Below are 23,669 nucleotides of genomic sequence, written 5' to 3' on the forward strand. Positions count from 1 at the left end.
GGCAGGCCCAGGCCGCGCAGGCCGGCGATCATGATGTGGGCGAAGTCCTGGCAGACCCCATGCCGGGCGGTGAAGGCCTCGATGGCCGGGGTGGAGACCTCGGTCGACTTGGGGTCATAGGCGAACTCGGCCTTGATCCGGCGGGCGACGTCGAAGGCGGCTTCCAACACGGGACGGCCGGGCTGGAAGCTCTCGGCCACGAAGGCGGTGATGGCCGGCTGCAGGGCGGTCATCCGGGTCGGATAGAGAAAGTGAACGGGCGAGGCGAGGTCGAGGGAGGTCGAGGCGAAGGCCTCGGTCCGAACGGCCTCCCACGCGCGGCCGCCCAGCGGCCAGGTCGGACCCGCGCGGGTCACCTCGACCCGGGACTTGGCGAGGATTTTCAGCGACCGGTGCGGAGTCTCGATGGTGGCGGTGACCACCCGCTCGCCGAACTGGCCGATATGGGTTTCGAGCAGGGTGGGCTTGGGGGTGATGCTGAGATGGCTGTCCATGACCGACTGGGCGGTGTCTTGCCACGGCGCCAGGCGAAGGGCGCAGCGGGCGAAGGTCACCGGCTTCTCGTAGAGATAGGTGGTCAGATGGCGCAGCTGATAGATCAAGCCAGCCCACCCAGCTTCTTGGTCGGGGTGGCGTTGGAGCCCTGCAGGAAATAGCGGTCGGCGATGGCGTTCGACAGGCCCATCAGCAGGCGCTCGATCTCCAGGGTCCGCTCGGTGTCGAGGTCGCCGGCGCTGGCGGTCTCGACCTGGCTGGCCAGATGCACCATCTGGCGGGTCGGGCGCTCAGGCATGCCATCGTTCTGCAGGGTCGGCAGCGAGGCGAGGTGGGCCTTGAGCGTGACGATCTGGAAGGCGACCGAGCGGGGGTTGAACGGGTCCAGCATCACCAGGTCGCGCACGGGGGTGAGCGCGATGCCCTCCAGATAGCGCGAGCGATAGGTGATCTGGCTGTCGATCAGGTCGAGCAGCAGGTCCAGGTCGTCGACGCTGGCGTCGTCCTTGGCCAGCTGGCGCATGATCCGGCAGGTGTTGACCCCGCGCTCGACCCGGCGGCCCATGTCGAGGAAGCGCCAGCCGGCGACCCGGTTCATGTTCTCGTGGGTCAGGCCGGCCAGGGCCGACAGGGCCTGTAGCGCGCCCTCGGCCCGGGCCAGGCCGTCGGCCTCGGTCAGCACGTCGCCGCGCTTGCCCTTGAGCCGGGATTCCAGATTGAGCAGCAGCTTCCAGAAGTCCTCCGACAGCCGCTCGCGCATGCTGGCCGCCGCGCGCCGGGCCGCCTGGATCAGGCGGATCACCGAGCCATAGGCGGTCTCGTCATGCAGGGCCGCGGAGACGAAATCGGCGACCTGGCCGCCGTCCGTGGCCTCGTCGACCGCGCCCCATTCGACCAGCAGGCCGCGCAGCTTGGACAGGGTCTCGCCGGTTCCGTGAACGGCGGCGTCGGAATCCATCAGGCTGGTGCAGAGGCTGCGGACCAGGCGCAGGGTCGCCTCGGCGCGTTCCAGATAGCGGCCAAGCCAGAACAGGTTGTCGGCGGCGCGGCTGGGCAGGTGGCCCATGATCCGGCGCACCTTCACATCGTCGCGGTTGGCCAGCAGCGAGATGCGCTCGACCGGTCGGTCCGACAGCACCCAGACATCGGCGGCCTGGGCGCCTTCGCCCATGGACAGGGCGCGGGCGTCGGCCTGGTCTGAGACACGGCAGAACCCGCCCGGCATCACCTTCCAGCCGTCCTCGGTGGCGGTGGCGTAGACCCGCAGGACGAAGGGGCTGGGCTGCAGGGCGCCGTCCCGCCAGGCCGGCGTGGTCGACAGCCGGACCACTTCCTGGCCGACGAAATCCACCGGCCGGGCGTCCATCGCCGCCCGCAGGGATGAGCGTTCCGCCGGGGTCAGGTCGGCCAGCATGCGCGGGCCGCGCGCCAGGGTTGGATGGCCCTGGCCGCCAAAGGCCCGGGCGATGGCCAGGGTGTCGATATTGCGCTCCACCAGCCGGCGCTCGGAGGGCTGGCCGCACCACCAGGTGGCGACATTGGGCAGCTTCAGCGCCTCGCCCAGCAGATGATGGCTGAGCGCGGGCAGGAAGCCGAGCAGGGCGCGGGATTCCAGCAGGCCCGAACCGGCCATGTTGGACACCACCACCCCGCCGGCGCGGATCGCCTCCATCAGCCCGGGCACGCCGAGGCGCGAGGCGCTGTTCAGTTCCAGAGGATCGATGAAGTCGGCGTCGACCCGGCGCCACAGCACGTCGGCGCGCTTCAGGCCGGCGATGGTGCGGACATAGACCTGGCCCTCGCGGACCACCAGATCGTCGCCCTCGACCAGCAGGAAGCCGAGATAGCGGGCCAGGTGGGCCTGTTCGAAATAGCTTTCGCTGAACGGGCCGGGGCTGAGCAGGCAGATGCGCGGGTCGCTGCGGTGGGCCGCATTGGCCAGGCTGGCGCGGAACTCGCTGAAGAACGGCGCCAGGCGCTGGACGTTCATGGCGTTGTAGAGGTGGGGGAAGGCGCGCGACAGCACCATGCGGTTCTCAAGCGCGTAGCCCGAGCCGGAGGGCGCCTGGGTGCGGTCGTCGAGCACCCACCAGCGGCCATCGGGGCCGCGGCCCAGGTCGGCGGCGTAGAGGTGCATGGCCCGGCCGCCGGCCGGCTTCACCCCGCGCATGGCCCGCACGAAGTCGGCGCCGCCGGTCACGGCCGCGGCCGGCAGGTGGCCCTCGCTGACCAGCCTGGCGTCGCCATAGAGGTCGTTGAGCACGGCCTCCATCAGGGTGGCGCGCTGTTCGACGCCCGCGGAGATCTGAGCCCATTCCTGTTCGCCCAGGATCAGGGGCAGGGGGCTCAGCGGCCAGATGCGCTCATTGTCGTCGCCATAGATGCGGTGGGAGACGCCGGCGTCGCGGATGTGGCGGGTGGCGAGCGCGAAGCGGTCCTCGAACTCACCCTGGGGGAACTCCGCCAGTTCGCCCAGGAACCGCAGCCAGGCCTGGGGAGTCGTTCCATCCGGCTGGACCAGCTCGTCGGGAATGCCAGGCAGCGGCCGGTAGCCGCTGAGCCAGCCGTCCAGGCGGGCCTGCGACGCCGCCCGGGTGGCGACGCGGTCTTGAACGTCGGGGCGATCAACGGGCAACGGGCGTCCTCAAATCCAAGGTCAGCGGAAATTCGCCAGACCGGGCCTCCGCCGGCATGACGATGGCGCCCGGCGTATGGCCGTGCTCCTGGAACCGCGCGAGTCGCCGCGATTGCGCCTCGTAGGAGTTCACCGGGAAGGTATCGTAGTTTCGGCCGCCTGGATGCGCGACATGATACACGCAGCCGCCGAGCGAGCGGCCGTTCCAGCGATCGAGGATGTCGAAGGTCAGGGGCGCATTGACCTCGGCGGTCGGATGCAGGCCGCTGTGGGGTTTCCAGGCCTTGTAGCGCACGCCGGCCACCGCCTGGGACGACACGCCGGTCGAGGTCATGGGCAGGGGCCGGCCGTTGCAGGTGATGATGTGCCGCTCGGGCACGAAGCCGGTCGCCAGCACCTGCAGCCGCTCCACCGAGGCGTCGACAAAGCGCACCGTGCCAGAGCCGGCGTTCTCCTCGGCCATGACGTGCCAGGGTTCCAGGGCGTGGCGGATCTCCAGCTGCACCCCGCCATGCTCGACGCGGCCATGGGCCGGGAAGCGGAACTCGCGCTGGGCCTCGAACCAGATGGGGTCGAAGTCATAGCCGGCGGCGCGCAGGTCGCCGAGCACCCCCAGGAAGTCGGCCCAGACGAAGTGGGGCAGCATGAAGCGGTCGTGCAGGGCCGTGCCCCAGCGGACCAGGGCGCCGTCCTGGGGCTCGCGCCAGAGCCAGGCGATCAGGGCCCGCAGCAGCAGTTGCTGGGCCAGGCTCATCCGGGCCTCCGGCGGCATCTCGAAGCCGCGGAACTCCAGCAGGCCCAGCCGGCCAGCGGGCCCGTCGGGGGAATAGAGCTTGTCGATGCAGATCTCGGTGCGGTGGGTGTTGCCCCCCACATCGGCCAGCAGGTTGCGGAACAGGCGGTCGACCAGCCACGGCGTCGGCGGTTCGCCCTCGCCCGGCAGGGGCACGGCGGCCATGGCGATCTCGAGCTCATAGAGCGCGTCGTGCCGCGCCTCGTCGACCCGGGGCGCCTGGCTGGTCGGCCCGACGAACAGGCCGGAGAACAGGTAGGACAGGGAGGGATGGCGTTGCCAGTAGAGCAGCAGGCTCTTCAAGAGGTCCGGCCGGCGCAGGAAGGGCGAATCCTCCGAGGTCGCGCCGCCGACCACGATGTGGTTGCCGCCGCCGGTGCCGGTGTGGCGACCGTCGATCATGAACTTGTCGGCGCCCAGTCGGGTCTTTCGCGCCTCCTCATAGACGCCATTGGTGATGTCCACGGTCTGGCGCCAGCTGGTGGCCGGATGGACATTGACCTCGACGACGCCGGGGTCCGGCGTGACCTTGATGTTGTGCAGGCGCGGATCGGCGGGGGGCGCATAGCCCTCGAAGCGCAGGACCTGGCCGGTCTCGGCGCCCAGGGCCTCGACCTCGGCGACCAGCTCCAGATAGTCCTCGACCGTCTCGACCGGCGGCATGAACACATAGAGCACCCCGTCGCGGGGCTCGAAGGTGATCGCCGTGCGGACATGGCCGGAGCGCGGCGTCGGGGCGGGGGCGTCCTCGTCGACGGGCGCGCGCGCGGGCCGCAAGGCGTCGTAGGCGGGCAGGGGATCGCGCGGCTCGAAGGGGTCGCGTTCCTTGATGTAGGGATAGTCCTCGTCGGCCAGGCGGGGCAGGTCGCCGAGCGGCAGGCGGAAGCCGACCGGCGAGTCGCCCGGGACCAGGAACATCCGCCCGCGCCGGAGGGCCCAGGCCTCGGAGATCCAGCCGCTGTCCTTGCCCGAGCGCCAGCGACGGATCGGCAGCACATAGCCGCGCGGCCGCTTCAGCCCGTCGTCGAAGACCCGCAGCAGGCGCGCCCGCTCGGCCGGGTCGTCGATGGGCAGGTCCGGGTCGTCGAAATTGATCGGCAGGGCGCCTTCCCGGCCGATCCAGTGCAGGGGGTCTTCCAGGGCGGTCAGCACATTGGCCGGATCGAGGCCCAGGGCCAGGGCGAACTGGGTGGCGAAGCGTGAGGCCTGGGGGGCGCCGGTCGCCTTGCCGGTCGAGGGGCCCTGGGGTTCGCGGCCAATGGCCTCGGCGTCGCGCCAGATCGGCTGGCCGTCGGCGCGCCAATAGAGGGCGAAGGCCCAGCGGGGCAGGGGCTCGCCAGGATACCACTTGCCCTGGCCGTGATGCAGCAGGCCGCCGGGCGCGAAGCGGTCGCGCAGGCGGCGGATCAGATCGTCGGCGATGCGGCGCTTGGTCGGGCCGACGGCGTCGGTGTTCCACTCCGCCGACTCGAAGTCGTCGATGGAGCAGAAGGTCGGCTCCCCGCCCAGGGTCAGGCGGACGTCCTGCTTCGCCAGGTCCTTGTCGACCTGCTCGCCCAGCGCATCGAGCGCCGCCCAGCGATCCTCCTCGAAGGGCTTGGTGATCCGCACCGGTTCGATCAGCCGGGTCACCGACATCTCGAAATGGAAATCGACCTGGGCGGGGCCGGCCACCCCGGTGATCGCGGCGGCGGAGCGGTAGTGCGGCGTCGCCGCCAGCGGGATGTGGCCCTCGCCGCAGAGCAGGCCCGAGGTGGCGTCCAGGCCGATCCAGCCCGCGCCCGGCAGATAGACCTCGGCCCAGGCGTGCAGGTCGCAGAAGTCGACCGTGGTGCCTGACGGGCCGTCCAGGGCCTCGATGTCGGCCTTCAGCTGGACGAGATAGCCGGAGACGAAACGCGCCGCGAGGCCCAGGCGGCGCAGAATCTGCACCAGCAGCCAGGCGCTGTCGCGGCAGGAGCCCGAGGCGAGCGCCAGGGTCTCATCCGGCGACTGCACGCCGGGATCCATGCGGACCTGGTAATTGATCTCGCTCTGCAGGCGGGCGTTGAGGCCGACCAGGAAATTGATCGTGCTGGCGGCGCTGGTCTCCAGCCCCGCGACATAGGCGTTGAGCGCCGGGCTGTCGTCGTCGAGGACCAGATAGGGGGCCAGTTCGCCGGCCAGTTCGGTCGGATAGGCGAAGGGCAGGGCCTCGGCATAGGCCTCGACGAAGAAGTCGAACGGATTGATCACCGACATCTCGGCGGTCAGGTTCACCTCGACGCTGAATTCGGTGACGTCGGCTGGAAACACCAGCCGGGCCAGCCAGTTGCCGAACGGGTCCTGCTGCCAGTTGATGAAATGCTGGGCCGGGGTGACCTTCAGCGCATAGCTGGGGATGCGCGTCCGGCAGTGGGGGGCGGGGCGCAGGCGCACCACCTGGGGACCCAGCTCCACGGGCCGGTCATAGCGGTAGCGGGTCAGGTGGTGCAGGGCGACAGTGATCGACAAGATATTCTCCCGGGTCGCCATTCGTCTCGGGCGCGCCCGATTCACATCCTCAGGACTCTGACGTCCTTGACCAGCCGAACCTCGGCCCCGCGGCGAATGTCACCCCGGGCGCCGAACCGCTGAGCGGTTCAAAGCGGCGATCGCGCCCGAACCTCGCGCCCGGCTTCGCCCGTCGTGTCGGTCACCGAGATCGGCAGTCCGCTGGCGTCCGTCTCATAACACCAGACGCGAAAGCCTGTCAGGAGATGGGGGCCGAATGAGCTGACCATGGCCACGTCTGCCGCGTCGCGACCCTCGGCCAGGACGATCCGGCCGATGCGCGGGATGTTGTTGCGCGGGTCGAAGGTGCGCCAGGCGCCGCCCAGATAGACCTCCATCCAGGCGCTGAAATCCATCGGATCGATTCGCTTGACGCCGATATCGCCCAGGTAGCCGTTCACGTAGCGGGCCGGGATGTTCATGCAGCGGCACAGGGCCACGGCCAGGTGGGCGTAGTCGCGGCAGACCCCGGTGCGCTCCTCGTGGGCCTCATAGGCGGTGCGGGTCGACCGGGCGTTCTGGTAGTTGAAGGTGATCTGGCGGTGGGCGTAGTCGCAGATCGCCTGGACCCGGGCCCAGCCGGTCGGGCCTGTGCCGAACAGGTTCCAGGCCAGCTGGCTGAGGCGGTCGGTTTCGCAATAGCGGCTGCCCATCAGATAGACGAGGCAGGCGTCGGGCAGGTCGGCCACCTCATGCTGCACGGCGTCGAGGTCGCAGGGATCGACGGCGCCGCTGTCCTCGATGACGCTGTCGCTCCACAGGGTCAGATCCCCGGCCGGGGCGACGAAGCGCCGGCAGACATTGCCGAACAGGTCGCGATAGGTGGAGGTCTCGATCTCCGGCGTCGTGAAGAAGGTTTCCGGAATGCGGATGTCCGCCTCGCGGCCGTCGCGCACGCCCAGCAGGGTGACCATGGCCGTCGGCTGCTGGCAGTTCACGGTGATCTCGTATCCGTAGCGGATCAGCATCGGGGTCTCATGGATTGGGCCTGGGCCGCGATAGGGGGAGGTCGCGCCAGGAGCGCGCCTCGGCGGTCCGACGGAAACGCACGACGGTTATGGAGGATGCACGACCTTCGCGCCACGACCGCATCATGCGATGTTTGACCGATACGACGGAATGGCCGCTCCGCGAGCGGGTCAGTTGGCGGACCGGGAGCACGGGCATGGGGAGAACAGGCTCGGTTTCGGGGGCGGCGTCGATCCCGCTGCTGGGTCCCGGCGATCCCCCGCCGGTGGCTGTGCTCAATGCGGGCGCCCCGTCGCCGTTTCTGCTCCTGGGGGACCACGCGGGCAGAGCGATCCCTCGGGCGCTCGGGGATTTGGGCCTGACGCTGGCGCAGCTTGACCTGCACATCGCCTGTGACATCGGGGTCGCGGGGCTGGGCGAGCAGCTGGCCGTCCTGCTCGACGCCTGTTTCATCCAGCAGCGCTATTCGCGGCTGATGATCGACTGCAATCGCAAACCCGGCAGCGCCGCGGCGATCCTGGCGGTCAGCGACGACGTGGCTGTTCCCGGCAACCGTGATCTTTCGGCCGGGGCCGCCCAGGCCCGCCACGACCAGATCTATCAGCCCTACCAGGATGAGATCGCCCGGACCCTGGACGCCCGCGCCGACCGGCCAACCGTGCTGGTCGCCCTGCACAGCTTCACGCCGGCGATGCAGGGCCAGGCCCGGCCGTGGCGGCTGGGGGTGCTGCACCGGGGCGACTCGCCGTTCTCGCGGGCCATGCTGGCGGTGATGCGGGCCGACCTGGGCGAGGCGGTGGGCGACAACCAGCCCTATGAGATGGACGAGACCGACAACACCATCCCGCTGCACGCCGACGCGCGGGGGCTCGACTATCTGGAGCTGGAGGTGCGCCAGGACCTGTTGGCCACGGCGGCCGACCAACGGACCATGGCCCAATGGCTCGCGCCGCGTCTGGCGGCGGCCCTGGCGAGTGAAGAGATACGCTGAGATGGTCGCTGAGGCCCACGACACCCTGATCATCGGCGCTGGCCAGTCGGGGCTGGCGGTCAGCTGGCATCTGACCCGCTTGGGTTGCCCCCATCAGGTGCTGGAGCGCGCGCGGGTGGCGGAGCGCTGGCGGTCGGAGCGCTGGGACAGCCTGGCCTTTCAGTTTCCCAACTGGAGCCTGCAGCTGCCGGGCTTCGCCTATGACGGCCCCGATCCCGAAGGCTTCTCGGGCCGGGACGCAGTGGCGGACTTCATCGCGGCCTATGCCGCCGCCTCGGCCGCCCCGGTGCGGTGCGGGGTCAGCGTGACCCGGCTCAGCCACGACGGCGACCGGTTCGTGCTGGAGACCTCGGACGGACCGATGACGGCGGCCCAGGTGGTGATCGCCACCGGGCCCTATCAGCGTCCGGCCATCCCGGCGGCCCTGGCCGGCCAGATGGGCGCCGCCAAGCAACTTCACGCCATGGCCTATCGGAACCCGGCCGAGCTGCCAGACGGCGCGGTGCTGGTGGTCGGGTCCGGCGCGTCCGGCGCGCAGATCGCCGAGGACCTGATGCGGGCCGGCCGGCGGGTCTATCTGGCGGTCGGGTCGCATCGCCGGGCGCCGCGCCGCTATCGCGGCCGGGACTTCATGTTCTGGGAATTCGCGCTCGGCGCCTTCGACCAGCCGCTCGCCCAGCGGACCCCGGGAACCGTGCCGCCCCTGCTGACCGGCGTGGACGGGGGGCGGGACATGGACCTGAGCGTCCTGGCCGCCCAGGGGGTGACGCTGCTGGGCCGGCTGGCCGGTGCGGGTGACGGGCGGCTGGTCTTCGCCGATGACCGCGACGCCAGCCTGGCCAGGGCCGAGGCCGAGTACGACGCCTTCCTGGCCGCCTGCGACGCCCATGCCCAGGCGGCGGGGCTGGACCTGCCGCCGGCCGCGCCCCGGCCCCCGGCCGCGCCCTTGCCCACGCCGCTGCTGGAGCTTGACCTGGCCGCCGCCGGGGTCGGATCGGTGATCTGGGCGACGGGCTATCGCTATGACTTCGGCTGGGTGGACCTGCCGATCTTCGCCGACATGAAAACCCGGGCCGAGCCTCTGCACCAGGGCGGGGTGACCCCTGCGCCCGGCGCCTATCTGATCGGCCTGGCCTGGCTGTCGCGGCGCAAGTCCTCGGTGATGATGGGCATGGGCGAGGACGCCGCCTTCGTGGCCGAGCACCTGGCCGCGCGCAGGACTACCCAGCGGGAAAACGACGTCTAGGATGGGCCAGACGTGACGGAGACGGATCGATGAGCCTGGAGCAGCAGCGCTTCACCGCAGAGGATGTCGAGACCTGGCGGCGCGATGGCGTCACCCTGGTCCGCGACTTCTTCACCCCGGAAGAGGTCGCCGCCGTGCGCGCGGACTTCGAGCAGGTGTTCGGGCGGACCGCCGGCGCCGAACAGGCGATGGACAAGAAGAAGGCCGGCGAGATCGGCCGTTTCAATGGCGCCCAGTTCAGGACGCTGGAGGCCGTCCCGTTTCCGGGGGCCCCGGCTCTGAACCTGATCGGCGTGCACCCGGCCCTGATCGCCTTCGCCAAGGCGGCGCTGAACACCGACGCCGTGCATCTCTACCAATGCCAGGCCTGGGCCAAGTTCACCGGGGACGCCGACTATGACCAGCCCTTCCACTGCGACTATTCCAACCACACCCTGACCGTCCCGTCGGAGGACGCGGCCAGCAACTCGGTGACCATCCTCAACTATTTCACCGACGTGACCGACGCCCATGGGGCCATGCGCTATGTGACCCGCCCCGACAGCGACCGGGTCGCGGGGCCGGAGGCGACGCTGGACTTTGCTCCGGGCGTCCAGGCCCAGCTGCAGAGGGATCTGATGGCCCATGAGCGGTCCAGCGCCTCGCCGGCCGGAACCGCGATCCCCTATTCGATCGACGTCTATCATCGCGGCGCCAACCTGACCGCGCCGAACGGCCATCGCTACGCGGTCATGGCCTGTTTCAAGCGGGCGGGGGACGAGAGCATCGGCTTCCACGCCTGGGCGTTCCACAACACCAAGCCCTGGGCGGAGCTGTTCGAGCGCGCGAGTCCGGAACAGCTGGCCTGTTTTGGCGTCAAGCTTCCCGGCGATCCCTTCTGGACCGAGACCACCCTGGCGCGGGCCCAGGCCCGCTATCCCCGCTGGGACCTGACGCCCTATCGCGTCGCGGCGTCCAGGCCCTGACGCCGAAGCCCCGGGACCTGGCATGACCGACCCCTCCGTCTTCGCCAGTGGCGACTTCGTCATCGGCCCGGACTATGCGCCGGCGCCGGAGACCGAGGTGCGCGCGGGCGCGCCGGCCGGCGTCGTCCACGCCTTCACGATGGAGTCGCGGGACAGCGCGATCTATCCGGGCATCCGGCGGCTGGACAATGAGATCACCCGTCGCCGCGACCCGTTCGGCAATCGCATCGCGGCGGAGGACCACGAGCAGTCGGTCGCCGCGCCCTATACCCGGACGGTCTGGGTCTATGTGCCTGCGCAGTATCAGCCGGGAACGGCGGCGCCCTTCATCGTCGCCCAGGACGGATATCTCTATCTGAACCGCCTGCCGCGCGTGCTCGACAACCTGATCGCCGAAGGACGGGCGCCGGCGTTGATCGCCATCCTGGTCGACAATGGCGGCGGCGACGCCCAGGGCTCGCAGCGCGGACTGGAGTACGACACCGTCTCCGGCCGCTATAGCGACTTCATCGAGACCGAGGTGCTGCCTCGGGTGGTGGCGGAAACCGGCGTCACCCTGACCGATGACCCGGAGGGCCGCGCGACCCTGGGGGTGAGCTCGGGCGCGGCCTGCGCCTTCACCATGGCCTGGTTTCATCCCGACCGATATCGCCGCGTGCTCTCCTATTCCGGCACCTATGTGAACCAGCAGTCGCCGCCCGACCCCGACTGCCCGCGCGGGGCGTGGGAGTATCACGCGACCCTGGTCCCACAGGCCGAGCGCAAGCCCTTGCGGATCTGGATGGAGGTCGGGGACCGGGACCTGCACGCCGACGACCCGGAGGACAGCTGGCGCAACTGGCCCCTGGCCAACCAGCGCATGGCGGCGGCCCTAGCGGCCAAGGGTTATCCCTATCGCTTCACCCTCTCGCGGGAGGGCCGGCACGCCGATCCCCGGGTGCTGGAGCAGACCCTGCCCGGCGCCCTGGAATGGCTCTGGCAGGACTATCCGCTCTGACCCGTTAGGCCGCCTCAAGCCTGCGGACATAGATGTAGTAGGGCGCCAGGGTCAGGCCCGCTTCGTTGAGGAACCAGCCGCGCACCTGGACCTCTCCCGCCGGCAGGCTAAGGCGCAGGACCGCCGCCGTCTCATCGGCGACCTGGACGGTCAGGGGTGGATGGCCGGTGATCTCCAACCGGGCGGCGGTGATCGGCAGAGCGGTTCCGCCGGTATAGAGGCTCCAATCGGCCCGGGCGATGGCGTCGCGGCGGAAGGCGACATCGTCGCCCTCGATGCCCGTGCGGATCGCGTGACCGGCCTCGGTTGGCCAGCGGCGGAAGGCGAATTCGTAGTCGCCCGCCCGTTCGACCAGCACCTCCCAATAACCCTGGCAGGCCTGGCCGGCGCGGATCTGGTCCTGGTTCCAGACCACGTCGCTGTCGGCGTTGCGCAGGTCGTGGGTGCGCAGCTCGGCGATCTGCTGGGTCGGCGCGCCAACCGAGATCGGGATGGTCTCGCCGGCCTGTCTGGTGCAGATCTCCCACCAGGCCTCATAGGCCTCGCGCAGTTCGGCCACGACCCCCGGATGCTGGTCGGCGATGTTCGCCCGTTGGCCCGGATCGGTGACGAGGTCATAGAGCTCATCGCGGTTCACCAGCCGCCAGTCGCCCTTCATGACGCAGCTCATCCGCCACTTGATCGGCTCGGGCGTCCTCTGGGTGTCGGTGACGATCACCCGCTCGGTCCAGGACGTGTCGGCAGGCTCGCCGCGCAGCAGGGCGGCCAGGCTGCGCCCGTGGAACGCGCGCCCGGCGGGCGGGGCGATCCCGCACAGCTCCAGCAGGGTGGGCATGACGTCGATATAGGCGCTGAGCGGGGTCACGACCTGGCCGCCGCCGATCCCGCCCCGCGGCCAGCGGGTCAGCCAGGGAATCCGATGACCGCCCTCGTACATGCTGCCCTTGAAGCCGCGCATGCCGGCGTTGAAGGCCCCGCCTTCCGGATGGGCGGCGAAGCCGCACTGGCCATTGTCGCTCATGAACATCAGCACGGTGTCGTCTTCCAGGCCGAGCTCGGCGAGGCGCAGGCGCAGGGCCCCGAAGTTGTCGTCGATATTGCTGATCATGCCGAGGAAGCGGGCGTAGTTCTCGGTCTTGGTCTGTCCGTCATAGAGCGCCTGGTAGCGCGGCTCGACATTGTAGGGGCTGTGCGGGGCGTTGGTGCTGATGACGCACAGGAACGGCGCGTCCTGGTTCGCCGTGATGAAGCTCATGGCCTCGCGGAAGAAGACGTCGGTGCAATAGCCCTCGAAGGCCCTGGGCCTCCCGTCGACGATATAGGTGTCGTCGAAATAGTCGTTGCCCCACCAGTCCGGCCCCTGGCCGATGCCGCCGCCGCCATGGACGACACAGGTCTGGAACCCCCGGTCCTGGGGCCGATAGGGATATTCGTCCCCCAGGTGCCACTTGCCGAACAGGCCCGTCCGATAGCCGGCCTGGCCCAGGGCGTCGGCCAGGGTCCACTCATCCTTGCGCAGCAGCGACCGGCCGCCGATCGTGTGCCAGACGCCCGTCGAGTTGCAGTAGTTGCCGGTCATCAGGCCGGCCCGGGTCGGGGCGCAGGTGGTGCCGGAGTGGCATTGGTCGAGGCTCACGGCCTCGGCGTGGAAACGGTCGAGGTTCGGGGTGCGCAGGAACGGATGCCCGTGCGCAGCGAGCGGCGGGTAGCCCTGGTCGTCGGTCAGGACCAGGATCACGTTGGGGCGGTGCGGGGGCATGGGGTCGTGGCTCGTCACGGCTTCGAGGTCGGTTGGCGGGGGCCGCCCGAGTCACGACCCTAGCGCAATCACCGGGTGCGCGCCGCTTCCGCCCCATTGTCGCCGGTAAGAGGTCTGATGCTGGGCGTCCAACCGAACGAGAGCGCGGGATCGGCGATGCGTCTGCTGTTGGCGGAAGACGATCAGATGCTGGGCGCGGGCCTGAAGCGAACCTTGCAACGGGTGGGCTACACGGTCGACTGGGCCATGGACGGCGAGGAGGCGATCGCCGCCGCCCGGGCCCAGGACTATGCGCTGATCCTGCTCGACCTCGGCCTGCCGAGGGTCGACGGCCTGCAGGCCCTGCTCGAGATCCGCGCCCAGAAGGACCTGACCCCGATCATCATACTGACCGCCCGCGACCGGCCGGACCAGAAGGTCGAGGGCCTGGACGGCGGGGCCGACGACTATGTGGTCAAGCCCTTCGATCTGGAGGAGCTGCTGGCCCGGATCCGCGCCCGGATCCGCCATGCGGAAGGCCGGTCCGGCGATGTGCTGGTCACCCGGGGAGTCGCCCTCGACCTGGCGGCGCGCACGACCACGCTGAACGACCAGGCCGTCGCCCTGACCGCCAAGGAGTTCAAGGTGCTGGCGGCGCTGATGCGGCGCATGGGGCAGTTCGTCAGCAAGGACGAGCTGGAATCCACGCTCTATGACGCCGCGGCCGAGGTGGAGAGCAACACCATCGAGGTCGCCATCTATGGGCTGAGGCGCAAGCTGGGCGCGGACCTGATCGTGACCGCCCGGGGGCTGGGCTATATGACGCCGCTCAAGTCGTGACGCGCCGGCCCGGGCCGCCGCCGTCCCTGCTCGCCGCCCTGTTCGGGCGGATCGGGGCCCTGATGGTGGCGATCATCCTGGCGATCGGGGTGATGGCCTATATCTCCGCCCAGCGACGGATCGATGAGATCTATGACGGCCAGCTGATCATCGGCGCCAATGTGCTGCGCGCCCTGATGGCCGAGGAACTGCATGCGCCGCCGGTCGCGCCCGGGGCCGGCGCCCTGGAGGTCGACGACGCGCCCCTGCTCAGTCGCGAGGACCGCCGGGCCTTCGACAACTACGCGGAATGGCGGATGTTCCGGGTCTGGCGCGGCGGCCAGCTGGCCCTGCGCTCGGACACCGGCCCGCTGATCGCCAGGCCCCCGGCGACCGAGGGGTTTTCCCAGACGCGGGATCATCGCTGGAAGTGGCGGGTCTATACGCTGAGGGTTCCCGACAGCGACGTGACGGTTCAGGTCGGCGAACGCACCGACATCCGGCTGGTGCTGGTCACCGGCGTGGTGCTGGGGCTGGCCATTCCCCTGCTGGCGCTGATCCCCACGGTGGCGGTGCTGATCTGGCTGTCGCTCAATCAGGGCCTGAGCAGTCTGCGGGTGCTGATCGACCAGATCGGCCAACGCACCCTGCGCGACCTGTCGCCCCTGGAGCTCAACGCCTGGCCGCGCGATCTGCATCCCCTGGTCCGCTCGATCAATCTGCTGCTGGAACGGATCAACCGGGCCCGCCAGCAGGAACGGCGGTTCCTCGACGACGCCGCCCATCAATTGCGAACCCCGCTGGCGGCGGTGAAGCTGCAGGCCCAGATGATCGCCCACGAGACCGAGCCGGCCGAACGCGAAAGCCTGACCCGGGCCCTGGTCGAAGGGGTCGACCGCGCCTCCAATCTCACCGACCAGCTGCTGACCCTGGCCAGGCTGGAGGCGCAGCTGGAGGTCGCGCGGGGCGGCGACCTTCGTCGCGAGGCGGTGGCCGCCCTGGCCGATCTCGCCCCGCTCGCCGCCCGACGCGGCGTCGGGTTCAGCTTCGAGGGCGAGGTTCTGGCCTGTCCCGGCGATCCGGTCCTGCTGCGGCTGATCGCGGTCAATCTCATCGAGAACGCCATCCACCACGCGCCGCCCGGGTCTGAGATCACGGTGCGTCTCGGCTGCACCCATGACACCCCCTATCTGGAAGTCATCGACCAGGGGCCCGGCATCCCGGCATCCGAGCGGGACAAGGTGGTGCGGCGCTTCTATCGCGGCGCGGAGAACACCGAGCGCGGCTCAGGCCTGGGCCTGGCGATCGTGCTGGAGGCCGCGCGCCTGCTGGACGGCCAACTGGTGCTGGGTGAGCGGGGTGATGGCGGCCCGGGCCTGCGGGCGCGGGTCGAGTTTCCGCAGCCGACCGGAGCCTTCGCCTGATTTCGGCCCAGCTTGCATCAGCTTGGCGTCAGTCTCGTCCTCTAGGGAGCCCGTCCCACACCAAGGACGCGACCCGATGCAGGTGTTTTGCGATTTCGACGGGACGATCTCGGTCGCCGACAGCACCGACCATGTGCTGCGGCGCCTGGCGGCGCCGGCCTGGGAAGCGCTCGAAGAGGATTGGGTCGCCGGCCGGATCGACGCGGCGACCTGCATGCGGGGCCAGGTCGCGCTGATCGGCGGCTCCGACGCGGAGCTGGACGCCGTGCTGGACGAGGTGAGGCTGGACCCCGGCTTCGCCGATTTCGCCGCCTGGTGCGCCCAGGCCGAGGTTCCCCTGACCATCGTCAGCGACGGCGTCGATCGCTTCATCCAGGCCATACTGACGCGCGAGGGGCTGGCCCATCTGCCGGTGATCAGCAACCGCCTGGTCGGCGCGGCGGGCGGGCGCGGCCTTGAACAGCCCTATCGCCGCGAAGGCTGCGGCGCGGGCTCGGGGGTCTGCAAGTGCGAGGCGACCTCGCGCCTGACCACCCCCCACCAACCGGTCATCTATATCGGCGACGGCCGTTCGGACTTCTGCGTCTCGGGCCGGGCCGACATCCTGTTCGCCAAGGCGTCCCTGGCTGAATACGCCGCCGGCCGGGCGCGGCCCTATCACAGCTTCCGAACCTTCCACGACATCACCACGACGCTGAGCGCCCTGCTGGGCGACCGCCGCGTCAGCGCCTCCTGAGGAGCCCCCATGTACGACGCGCCATCCGCTGAACCCCTGGACGAAACCGAGCTGCGCCGCATGGAGGCGCGCTACTGCTCCTATGGCGACACGGTCCACTACATGGCCGAGCCCAAGTTCTTCACCGGCTGCGACGGGTCGTTCATGTACGACGCGCAGGGCCGGGAGTTCCTGGACCTGCAGATGTGGTACTCGGCGGTCAACTTCGGCTACCGCAACCCGCGCCTGGACGCCGTGGCCAAGGCCCAGCTGGACCAGTTGCCCCAGGTCGCCTCGCAGTATCTGCACCGGGAAAAGGTCGAGCTCGCCGCCATCATCGCCCAGGACGCCGAGCGCAAGTTCGGCCATGCCGGCCGCGTCCACTTCAATGTCGGCGGCGCCCAGGCGGTCGAGGACAGCCTGAAGGTCGTGCGCAACGCCTGTGGCGGCAAGAGCCTGATGTTCGCCTTCGAGGGCGGCTATCACGGCCGCACCCTGGGCGCCTCGGCGATCACCTCGTCCTACCGCTATCGCCGCCGCTACGGCCACTTCGGCGACCGGGCCCAGTTCATCGAGTTCCCGTACCACTTCCGCGGCCCCAAGGGCATGAGCAAGGAGGAGTATGGCGAGCAGTGCGTGGCCAAGTTCGCCCGGCTGTTCGAGACCGAATATAACGGCGTGCTGGACACCAAGACCGGCCAGGCCGAGTTCGCCGCCTTCTATGTCGAGCCGATCCAGGGCACCGGCGGCTATGTCGTGCCGCCGCCCAACTTCTTCAAAGGCCTCAAGAAGGTCCTCGACCAGCACGGCATCCTGATGGTCGTCGACGAGATCCAGATGGGCTTCTACCGGACCGGCAAGCTGTGGGCGATCGAGCACTTCGATGTCCAGCCGGACGTGCTGGTGTTCGGCAAGGCCCTGACCAATGGGCTCAATCCGCTGTCGGGCCTGTGGGCGCGGGAAGAGCTGATCAACCCGACGATCTTCCCGCCGGGCTCCACCCACTCGACCTTCAATTCCAACCCCATGGGCACCGCCGTCGGGCTGGAGGTCATGCGGATGACCGCCGAGGGCGACTATGAGACCCAGGTCACCGCCAAGGGCGCCTATTTCCTGGAGGGCCTGCGGAGCCTGCAGAAGCGCTGGCCGCAGATCGGCGACGTGGACGGCCTGGGCCTCGCCCTGCGCGCCGAGATCTGCCAGTCCGACAGCTACACCCCCAACAAGGCTCTGCTCGACGAGATGGCGGAGGAGGGGATGAAGGCCGACATCGAGGTGGGCGGCAAGCGCTACGGCCTGATCCTGGACGTCGGCGGCTACCACAAGAACGTCATCACCTTCGCGCCGTCGCTGCACATCTCCTACCCGGAGATCGACCTGGCGATCGAACTGCTCGACGCCCTGTTCAAGCGCTGCGTTCGCGACTGACCGGCCCCGATGCGCCCGGTGATCCTCAGGCTCGATGACGCGCTGGACGCACAGTCCGACTTCGCGCGCGCGGTCGAGGGCCTGGGCGGGCGCAGGCTCGAGGCCCGCGATCTCGGCCCGGCCATGCGGCTGTGGAGCCCGGCCGCCCGGCTTGGCGACCTGCGGGACCGCCTGGGCCAGGACCTGCCGGCGACCGAGCGCGCCGACCTGGTGTTCGCCGGCTCCGGCGATTTCCACCATGTCAGCCCGCTGCTGATCGCGCGCGCCATCGCCGCCGCAGGCGGGCCGGTGACCGTGATCCATTTCGACAACCATCCGGACTGGATCCGCTTCGCCCGGGGCCGCCATTGCGGGTCGTGGGTGGGCGAAGCCGCGCGCCTGCCGGGCGTCGCCAAGGTGATCACCCTCGGGGTCTGCAGTCCCGACATCGGGCGGGGCCGCGCCCGCCAGGGCGACGTGGCGCTGCTGGGTTCGGGCCAGCTTGAGCTCTATGCCTGGCAGGCGCCGGACGGGGCGGCGGAGGTGGTGCTGGACGACCGCGCATGGCCGACCATCTCGGGCCTGGGCGAGGCGGCCTTCCTCGACCTGCTGGACCGGCGGGTGGAGACCCGCCAGGTCTATGTCACCCTCGACAAGGACGTGCTCGCCCACGACGAGGCGGTGAGCAACTGGGACCAGGGCCAGGCCAGCCTGGCCTTCGTGATCGCCGCCCTGCGCCGCGTCGCGTCGGGCCGCCAGGTGATCGGGGCCGATGTGGTCGGCGACTGGTCGCGGGCGGTCTATGGCGGCACGCCGGGCCGCGCCTGGACCAAGCGGGTCGAGGCCTATCTCGACCAGCCGCGCCACGCGCCTGATCCGGCCTTGGCGCGGACCATCAATGAGGCGGCCAATCTGCGGCTGCTCGACGCCTTCGCCGAGGCCGCCGCATGAGCGAGACCCATCTGGTTCCCGCCGCCCTGGGCCTGCTGGCCTTCTGCGTGGCGGCCGAGACGGTGCAGCAGCTGGCCTTCAAGACCGGGGCCGACCGGGCCAGCGCCAGCGGCGGCCCGCCGCTCGGGGTCGCCCTGCAGCCGCTGATCTGGCTGGGCGTCGGCCTGTGGGCGGTCGAGAGCATCGCCTGGGTGCTGGTGCTGCAACGGGCGCCGCTCAGCCTGGCCTATCCGATCATGACGGCGACCTACGCCACCGTGCCCCTGGGCGGCCTGATCCTGTTGCGTGAGCGCATGACCGGCCGTCAGCGCCTGGGCGCCGGCCTGATCTTCGCGGGCGTGCTCTGCGTCGGCCTTTCCGGACTGTGAGACGCCGCCCATGACCGCCCAGATCCGCGATTTCAGCTTCAGGCTCGACGCCAAGAGCGGCAAGGCCGTGCTGCTGGTCCATGGCCTGACCGGGGCGCCGGGCGAGATGAAGTTCCTGGCCCGGCGGCTGTACAAGCGCGGCCTGTCGGTCGCCGCGCCGCTGCTGGCCGGGCATGGCCTGGACGAGGCCCACCTGCTGCGCACCGACTGGCGCGCCTGGCGCGACAGCCTGCGCAAGACTCTGGAGGACCTGCAGGCCGATCATGACGAGGTCTATGTGGCCGGCATCTGCGTCGGCGGAGGGCTGGGGCTGGCGCTCGCCGCCGAGGAGCCGCGCATCAAGGCCGCCGCCGTCTATTCCATGACCTACCGCTATGACGGCTGGAACATGCAGCGCTGGTACAGCCCGGTCGCGCCCCTGGTGGAGCCCTTCGCCGGCTTGCCCCTGATCCGCCGGCTGAGCTTCGAGGAGCCCTATCCCTATGGTCTCAAGGACGAGCGGCTGCGCGACGGCATGACGGCGACCCAGGGCTCGGTGATCCCCGGCGCCCTCGATCGGCTGCCGCTGGGGGCCATGGCGGAGATGTATCGCCTGGCCAGGCACCTGGATCAGGTCGGCGGCGAGATCCGCATTCCGACCCTGCTGGTTCACGCCCGCGACGACGACATGGCCCATCCGCGCAATTCGGAGCGTCTGCGCAAGGCCCTGGGCGGCCCGACCGAACTGCATCTGCTCGACGACTGCTATCACATGATCCACGTCGATCTGCAGCGCGACCATGTGGCCGACCTGACCGCCGACTTCTTCGGCGCGCCGCCCATGGAGGCCCGCTCCCCGCGCTTGGTCCGGGAGGCGAGCGGTGCTTGAGGCGCGGGTCCTGACCTCGATCCATCAGGTGGGACAGCCCGCCTGGGACGCCTGTTTCCCGGGCGCGCTGGAGGGGTTCGACTATCTCGCGGCGGTCGAGGGCGCGGGTCTGAGCGACTTCGCCTTTCGCTATGTGCTGGTGTCCGACGAGGGCCGTCCCGTGGGCGCCGCTCCGGGCTTCATCTGCGACTATCCCCTGGACACCACCCTGAACGGAGCGGGCCGGGGGCTGGTGGCCGCGATCCGCCGCCTTGCGCCCCGCGCCTTCACGGTCCGCCTCGCGGCCCTGGGTTCGCCCTGCACCGAGGATGTCGGCCTGGGTGTCGCGCCCGGGGTCGATCCGGCTCGCCATGGCGAGATCGCTCGCCTGGCGCTGCAGGCCTTCGAGACGGCGACCCTCGCCGAGGGTTGTGGCCTGATCGCGGTGAAGGACGCCCCGGTCGCCATCGTCCATGTCGGCCAGGCGGCCCGCGCGCTCGGCTACCAGCCGACGCCCGGCATGCCGAGCGCCGTGCTCGACATCGATTTCGCCGACCTCGACGGCTATCTCGCCGGGCTCAGCCGCGCCACCCGCAAGGACCTGCGCCGCAAGCTGCGCGGCGCAGCGGCGCTCAGGATCGAAGAGCGCCGCGACCTTTCAGGCCTGGAAGCCCGGATCGAGGCGCTCTACGCGCAGACCCGCGCCCGCGCCGACCAGCAGCTGGAGAACCTGACCGCGGCCTATTTCACCGGGGTGCTGGCGCGCATGGGCGAGCGGGCGTTCTGCGTGCTCTATTTCGCCGGCGACGACCTGATCGGCTTCAACCTGCTGCTGCAGGACGCAGAGACCCTGCTCGACAAGTTCTTCTGCATGGAGACGGACCGTGGCCCCGCCCACGATCTCTATTTCATCAGCTGGCTGCACAATATCGGCCTGTGCCTGGAGCGGGGGCTGAGGCGCTATCAGAGCGGCCAGGCCGGCTACGGCGCCAAGCGCCGGCTGGGCTGCGCCTTCCCGCCGACCGAGATGTTCTTCCGCCATCGCCAGCCCCTGATCGACCGGGCGCTGAAGTGGGCCGCGCCGCTGTTCGCCGATGACCCGACCGCAGAGGGGGCCGCCGCATGAGCCGGTCGGTCGCCTCGCCGCTGTTCGTGAAGGTCGCCCGGGGGCTGGTCTGGCTGGCCATGCCCCTGCTGGGGCTCGGCAACCAGTATCTGGCCGAGCGCACGGCCCATGCCCTGCTGGGCCTGTCGTTTGGCTGGGGCTGGCTGGCGGCGGCGATCCACAGTCCCTTCGTCCAGGCCTGGGCCGGGCTGGAGGTCGTAACCCTGGCGGTCTGGATGCTGGTCCTGACCCACCTGAAGCTCAGCGCCGCCTTCCCGATGACCGCCATCGGCTACATGCTGGTGATCGGCATGGGCTGGACCCTGTTCGGCGAGCCGGTCACCGCGTCCCAGGTCGCCGGCAGCATGGCGATCCTGCTGGGCGTCTGGCTGCTGGGCGACGGGGAGGCGGAGGCGTGAGGCGCCTGCTCGCCCTGGTCGGTCTGCTGGCCCTGATGGCCGGGCCCGCCTTCGCGACCGCGCCGGACTGGACCGTGGACTGGGGCGCGGTCGGCCGGGTGCGTCCCGCACACCTGGGCTCGGAGACCTATCGCACCGATCTCCTGCCGGTGCTGGCGGCCACCTATGGCGAGGACCTCAGCGTCAGCATCGACGACGGCGGCAAGTGGAAGTTGCTGAAGGCCGGGACCCTGACGGCCGGGCCGGTGGCCGAGTATCGGCAGTCGTTCAATGACGACCTGCCCAAGCGCGGGTTCCGCACCCGCGACGCAGTCGAGGTCGGCGGCTTCGTCGAGAAGCAGACGCCGGTCGGCAATATCGAACTGCGGATGCGCCGGGCGCTCAATGGCTATCGCGGCTGGTCGGGCGACCTCGCCTTCGACACCGGGGGCAGGGTCACGCCCAAGCTGGAGGTCGGCGCCGAGGCGCGGCTGGCCTGGGCGGACCAGAGGTTCACCGAGGAATATTTTGGACAGCGCCGCGCGCCGCCCCCGCATTTTGGCGGGCCCCACTTCCACGACAACGACTATCTGACCGCCGGCTTCCAGGTCGACGCGGCGCGCGACCTCACGCCCAACACCCGCCTGGTGGCCGAGATCAGCGCCGACCGCATGCTGGGCGAGTTGCCCTCTCGCGGCCTGTTCCCCAGCCGCAACGTGATCACCGCCTCAATCGGCATTGTCCTCCACTGGTCCACATCCCCCCTAAGGAGCCGGCCATGAAAGCCACGGAATCCGAGCTGCTCGACATGCTGAGCGAGGAGGCGATCCTGGATCGCGCCCGCCTGGTGCGCGAGGCCACCCTGGCCGACCTCGGCATCTCCTCCATCGACGTGATCAGCCTGCTGTTCGAGTTGGAGGAGAAGTTCGGCGTGGTCATCGAGGAAGGCGAGATGCCGCAGATGAGCACGGTCGGCGAGATGATGGATTTCCTGCTCGGCAAGATCAACGCCGAGCCGGAGGCGTGATGAGTTCGCCCCGACGGATCGTGGTCACCGGCCTGGGCGCGGTCTCCGCCCTGGGCGCGGACGCCGAGGCCAACTGGGTCGCGGCGCGGGACGGGGTGTGCGGCGTCGCCCCGCATCTGTTCGACCCCGGCGCCCATGGGCCGGAGCCCGTGACCCTGCCGGCCGCCCTGGTCCAGCCGGGTTTCGCCGGCGCGCTGGAGGCGCGGATGGGCCGCAAGATCTCCGCGACCCTCGACCGGTTCGCGCTGTTCGCCCTGAGCGCGGCCTTCGAGGCGTTGGACCAGGCGGGCCTGGTCGATCACCCGGCCCTGGGTCGGCGGACGGCGGTGGTGCTGGGCCATGGCCAGGGCGGCCAGGAGACCCTGGAAAAATCCTATGAACGGTTCTTCGGCCAGAAGACCCAGCGCATGCATCCGACCAGCGTGCCCAAGGTCATGGTCTCCGGCGCGGCCAGCGCGGTGGCCATGCAGTTCGTCATCCACGGCCCGGTGTTCGCCACCTCCAGCGCCTGCGCCTCCTCGGCCCACGCGGTGGTGCAGGGCGCGGGGCTGATCCAGACGGGCCTCGCCGACATCGCGGTGGTCGGCGGCTCGGAGGCCATCGCCACCCCGGGCTCCATGGCCGGCTGGCAGGCGATCCACGCGCTCTCCGACACCACCTGCCGGCCGTTCTCGGCGGGGCGGGACGGCATGGTGATGGGCGAGGGCGGGGCGGTCCTGATCCTCGAGGAGTACGAACACGCGAAGGCGCGGGGGGCCACCATCCTCGGCGAATATCTGGGGGCCGGCATGAGCTCCGACGCCTTCCACATCACCCAGCCCTCGCTGGACGGGACCCAGGCGGCCCTGAGCGGCGCCTGCCTCGCCGGCCAGCTGCTGGACCTCGACCAGGTGCTGATCGCCGCCCATGGCACCGGCACCCCGCTGAACGACCAGAACGAGGCGGCGACCATCCGGGCGGTGTTCGGCGACCGGGCCGGCCGCCATCCGGTGATCGCCACCAAGAGCGCACACGGCCACCTGATCGGCGGCTCAGCCGCCCTGCAGACGGTGATCGCGCTGAAGGCGCTGGCGGCGGGCCTGGCGCCGCCGATCCAGGGCCATCTGGGCGCCGATCCGGACTGTGATCTCGACCTTGTGCTGGGCGCGGCGCGGGCGATCACCGCGCGGCATGCGGTGCTGAACGCTTTCGCCTTTGGCGGCCTCAATGTCTCGATGGCCTTCGCCGGGCCGGGCGCGGAATAGGAG

Annotated in this window: 21 protein-coding genes; 16 read left to right on the forward strand and 5 right to left on the reverse strand. The window is 70.2% G+C overall.

Features of this window, described 5'->3' with window-relative positions; genetic code table 11:
• The 4 genes from Q7P21_RS03605 to Q7P21_RS03620 form a co-directional block, all read right to left on the reverse strand.
• Nucleotides 1–602, reverse strand: a 602-nt coding sequence (locus Q7P21_RS03605; RefSeq protein ID WP_304175789.1) for a transglutaminase family protein, incomplete at its 3' end; no start/stop codon positions are given.
• A complete protein-coding gene (locus tag Q7P21_RS03610) occupies nucleotides 599–3,130 on the reverse strand; it encodes a circularly permuted type 2 ATP-grasp protein (protein ID WP_304175791.1) in 2,532 nt (843 codons plus the stop codon). The genes Q7P21_RS03610 and Q7P21_RS03605, both read right to left, overlap by 4 nt.
• Complete coding sequence (locus tag Q7P21_RS03615) at nucleotides 3,120–6,416, reverse strand: DUF2126 domain-containing protein (protein WP_304167770.1); 3,297 nt, start codon at nucleotides 6,414–6,416, stop codon at nucleotides 3,120–3,122. Before Q7P21_RS03615 ends, Q7P21_RS03610 begins: the two co-directional genes overlap by 11 nt.
• A gap of 128 nt (nucleotides 6,417–6,544) precedes the next feature.
• Nucleotides 6,545–7,423, reverse strand: a complete 879-nt coding sequence (locus tag Q7P21_RS03620; protein ID WP_304167767.1) for a transglutaminase family protein — start codon at nucleotides 7,421–7,423, stop codon at nucleotides 6,545–6,547.
• 197 nt (nucleotides 7,424–7,620) lie between these two features.
• On the opposite strand from Q7P21_RS03620, the gene Q7P21_RS03625 reads away from it, so the two are divergent.
• Genes Q7P21_RS03625 through Q7P21_RS03640 form a run of 4 tightly spaced genes read left to right on the forward strand, consistent with a single transcriptional unit; the run spans nucleotide 7,621 to nucleotide 11,623 of the window.
• Nucleotides 7,621–8,415 (forward strand): N-formylglutamate amidohydrolase, encoded by a 795-nt coding sequence (locus Q7P21_RS03625; RefSeq protein WP_304175793.1) that lies wholly within the window; start codon nucleotides 7,621–7,623, stop codon nucleotides 8,413–8,415.
• A 1-nt stretch (nucleotide 8,416) separates the two neighbouring features.
• Complete coding sequence (locus tag Q7P21_RS03630) at nucleotides 8,417–9,661, forward strand: NAD(P)-binding domain-containing protein (RefSeq protein ID WP_304175795.1); 1,245 nt, start codon at nucleotides 8,417–8,419, stop codon at nucleotides 9,659–9,661.
• Nucleotides 9,662–9,690: 29 nt separating this feature from the next.
• Nucleotides 9,691–10,626, forward strand: coding sequence for a phytanoyl-CoA dioxygenase family protein (locus Q7P21_RS03635; protein ID WP_304171393.1), 936 nt, complete (start codon nucleotides 9,691–9,693; stop codon nucleotides 10,624–10,626).
• A gap of 22 nt (nucleotides 10,627–10,648) precedes the next feature.
• Nucleotides 10,649–11,623 carry an esterase family protein gene (locus tag Q7P21_RS03640; RefSeq protein WP_304175797.1) on the forward strand — a complete coding sequence of 325 codons (975 nt, stop codon included), beginning with the start codon at nucleotides 10,649–10,651 and terminating at the stop codon, nucleotides 11,621–11,623.
• Between the two features lie 4 nt (nucleotides 11,624–11,627).
• Here the strand turns inward: Q7P21_RS03640 and Q7P21_RS03645 are convergent, their stop codons facing one another.
• On the reverse strand, nucleotides 11,628–13,382 hold the full coding sequence (locus Q7P21_RS03645; RefSeq protein WP_304175800.1) for an arylsulfatase: 1,755 nt from the start codon (nucleotides 13,380–13,382) through the stop codon (nucleotides 11,628–11,630).
• A 117-nt stretch (nucleotides 13,383–13,499) separates the two neighbouring features.
• Here Q7P21_RS03645 and Q7P21_RS03650 point away from each other — a divergent pair, with 117 nt between their 5' ends.
• The 12 genes from Q7P21_RS03650 (at nucleotide 13,500) to Q7P21_RS03705 (ending at nucleotide 23,666) form a co-directional block, all read left to right on the forward strand.
• Nucleotides 13,500–14,201, forward strand: a complete 702-nt coding sequence (locus tag Q7P21_RS03650) for a response regulator transcription factor (protein ID WP_304175802.1) — start codon at nucleotides 13,500–13,502, stop codon at nucleotides 14,199–14,201.
• Nucleotides 14,198–15,604, forward strand: coding sequence for an ATP-binding protein (locus Q7P21_RS03655; protein ID WP_304175804.1), 1,407 nt, complete (start codon nucleotides 14,198–14,200; stop codon nucleotides 15,602–15,604). The genes Q7P21_RS03650 and Q7P21_RS03655 overlap by 4 nt, the downstream gene beginning before the upstream one ends.
• Nucleotides 15,605–15,680: 76 nt before the next feature.
• Nucleotides 15,681–16,340 (forward strand): MtnX-like HAD-IB family phosphatase, encoded by a 660-nt coding sequence (locus tag Q7P21_RS03660; protein ID WP_304165567.1) that lies wholly within the window; start codon nucleotides 15,681–15,683, stop codon nucleotides 16,338–16,340.
• A gap of 9 nt (nucleotides 16,341–16,349) precedes the next feature.
• On the forward strand, nucleotides 16,350–17,747 hold the full coding sequence (locus Q7P21_RS03665) for an aspartate aminotransferase family protein (protein ID WP_304175806.1): 1,398 nt from the start codon (nucleotides 16,350–16,352) through the stop codon (nucleotides 17,745–17,747).
• A 9-nt stretch (nucleotides 17,748–17,756) separates the two neighbouring features.
• On the forward strand, nucleotides 17,757–18,677 hold the full coding sequence (locus tag Q7P21_RS03670; RefSeq protein ID WP_304165562.1) for a hypothetical protein: 921 nt from the start codon (nucleotides 17,757–17,759) through the stop codon (nucleotides 18,675–18,677).
• A complete protein-coding gene (locus tag Q7P21_RS03675) occupies nucleotides 18,674–19,045 on the forward strand; it encodes a permease (protein WP_304165559.1) in 372 nt (123 codons plus the stop codon). Before Q7P21_RS03670 ends, Q7P21_RS03675 begins: the two co-directional genes overlap by 4 nt.
• 10 nt (nucleotides 19,046–19,055) lie before the next feature.
• Nucleotides 19,056–19,913, forward strand: coding sequence for a carboxylesterase (locus tag Q7P21_RS03680; RefSeq protein WP_304165555.1), 858 nt, complete (start codon nucleotides 19,056–19,058; stop codon nucleotides 19,911–19,913).
• Nucleotides 19,906–21,018 (forward strand): GNAT family N-acetyltransferase, encoded by a 1,113-nt coding sequence (locus Q7P21_RS03685; RefSeq protein WP_304175809.1) that lies wholly within the window; start codon nucleotides 19,906–19,908, stop codon nucleotides 21,016–21,018. The genes Q7P21_RS03680 and Q7P21_RS03685 overlap by 8 nt, the downstream gene beginning before the upstream one ends.
• A complete protein-coding gene (locus Q7P21_RS03690; RefSeq protein WP_304175811.1) occupies nucleotides 21,015–21,416 on the forward strand; it encodes a hypothetical protein in 402 nt (133 codons plus the stop codon). Before Q7P21_RS03685 ends, Q7P21_RS03690 begins: the two co-directional genes overlap by 4 nt.
• Nucleotides 21,413–22,177 (forward strand): MipA/OmpV family protein, encoded by a 765-nt coding sequence (locus Q7P21_RS03695; protein WP_304165547.1) that lies wholly within the window; start codon nucleotides 21,413–21,415, stop codon nucleotides 22,175–22,177. Before Q7P21_RS03690 ends, Q7P21_RS03695 begins: the two co-directional genes overlap by 4 nt.
• A complete protein-coding gene (locus Q7P21_RS03700; RefSeq protein WP_304165544.1) occupies nucleotides 22,174–22,422 on the forward strand; it encodes an acyl carrier protein in 249 nt (82 codons plus the stop codon). The genes Q7P21_RS03695 and Q7P21_RS03700 overlap by 4 nt, the downstream gene beginning before the upstream one ends.
• A complete protein-coding gene (locus tag Q7P21_RS03705; RefSeq protein WP_304175813.1) occupies nucleotides 22,422–23,666 on the forward strand; it encodes a beta-ketoacyl synthase in 1,245 nt (414 codons plus the stop codon). The genes Q7P21_RS03700 and Q7P21_RS03705 overlap by 1 nt, the downstream gene beginning before the upstream one ends.
• Nucleotides 23,667–23,669 lie beyond the last annotated feature (3 nt).

The organism is Phenylobacterium aquaticum (assembly GCF_947378715.1).
Lineage (GTDB): Bacteria > Pseudomonadota > Alphaproteobacteria > Caulobacterales > Caulobacteraceae > Phenylobacterium > Phenylobacterium aquaticum_A.

Coding starts and splice junctions, on each gene's coding strand:
- Q7P21_RS03620 (WP_304167767.1), bottom strand. CDS start 7,423: ATGCTGATCCGCTACGGATACGAGATCACCGTGAACTGCCAGCAGCCG.
- Q7P21_RS03625 (WP_304175793.1), top strand. CDS start 7,621: ATGGGGAGAACAGGCTCGGTTTCGGGGGCGGCGTCGATCCCGCTGCTG.
- Q7P21_RS03630 (WP_304175795.1), top strand. CDS start 8,417: ATGGTCGCTGAGGCCCACGACACCCTGATCATCGGCGCTGGCCAGTCG.
- Q7P21_RS03635 (WP_304171393.1), top strand. CDS start 9,691: ATGAGCCTGGAGCAGCAGCGCTTCACCGCAGAGGATGTCGAGACCTGG.
- Q7P21_RS03640 (WP_304175797.1), top strand. CDS start 10,649: ATGACCGACCCCTCCGTCTTCGCCAGTGGCGACTTCGTCATCGGCCCG.
- Q7P21_RS03645 (WP_304175800.1), bottom strand. CDS start 13,382: ATGCCCCCGCACCGCCCCAACGTGATCCTGGTCCTGACCGACGACCAG.
- Q7P21_RS03650 (WP_304175802.1), top strand. CDS start 13,500: ATGCTGGGCGTCCAACCGAACGAGAGCGCGGGATCGGCGATGCGTCTG.
- Q7P21_RS03660 (WP_304165567.1), top strand. CDS start 15,681: ATGCAGGTGTTTTGCGATTTCGACGGGACGATCTCGGTCGCCGACAGC.
- Q7P21_RS03665 (WP_304175806.1), top strand. CDS start 16,350: ATGTACGACGCGCCATCCGCTGAACCCCTGGACGAAACCGAGCTGCGC.
- Q7P21_RS03670 (WP_304165562.1), top strand. CDS start 17,757: ATGCGCCCGGTGATCCTCAGGCTCGATGACGCGCTGGACGCACAGTCC.
- Q7P21_RS03675 (WP_304165559.1), top strand. CDS start 18,674: ATGAGCGAGACCCATCTGGTTCCCGCCGCCCTGGGCCTGCTGGCCTTC.
- Q7P21_RS03680 (WP_304165555.1), top strand. CDS start 19,056: ATGACCGCCCAGATCCGCGATTTCAGCTTCAGGCTCGACGCCAAGAGC.
- Q7P21_RS03690 (WP_304175811.1), top strand. CDS start 21,015: ATGAGCCGGTCGGTCGCCTCGCCGCTGTTCGTGAAGGTCGCCCGGGGG.
- Q7P21_RS03700 (WP_304165544.1), top strand. CDS start 22,174: ATGAAAGCCACGGAATCCGAGCTGCTCGACATGCTGAGCGAGGAGGCG.
- Q7P21_RS03705 (WP_304175813.1), top strand. CDS start 22,422: ATGAGTTCGCCCCGACGGATCGTGGTCACCGGCCTGGGCGCGGTCTCC.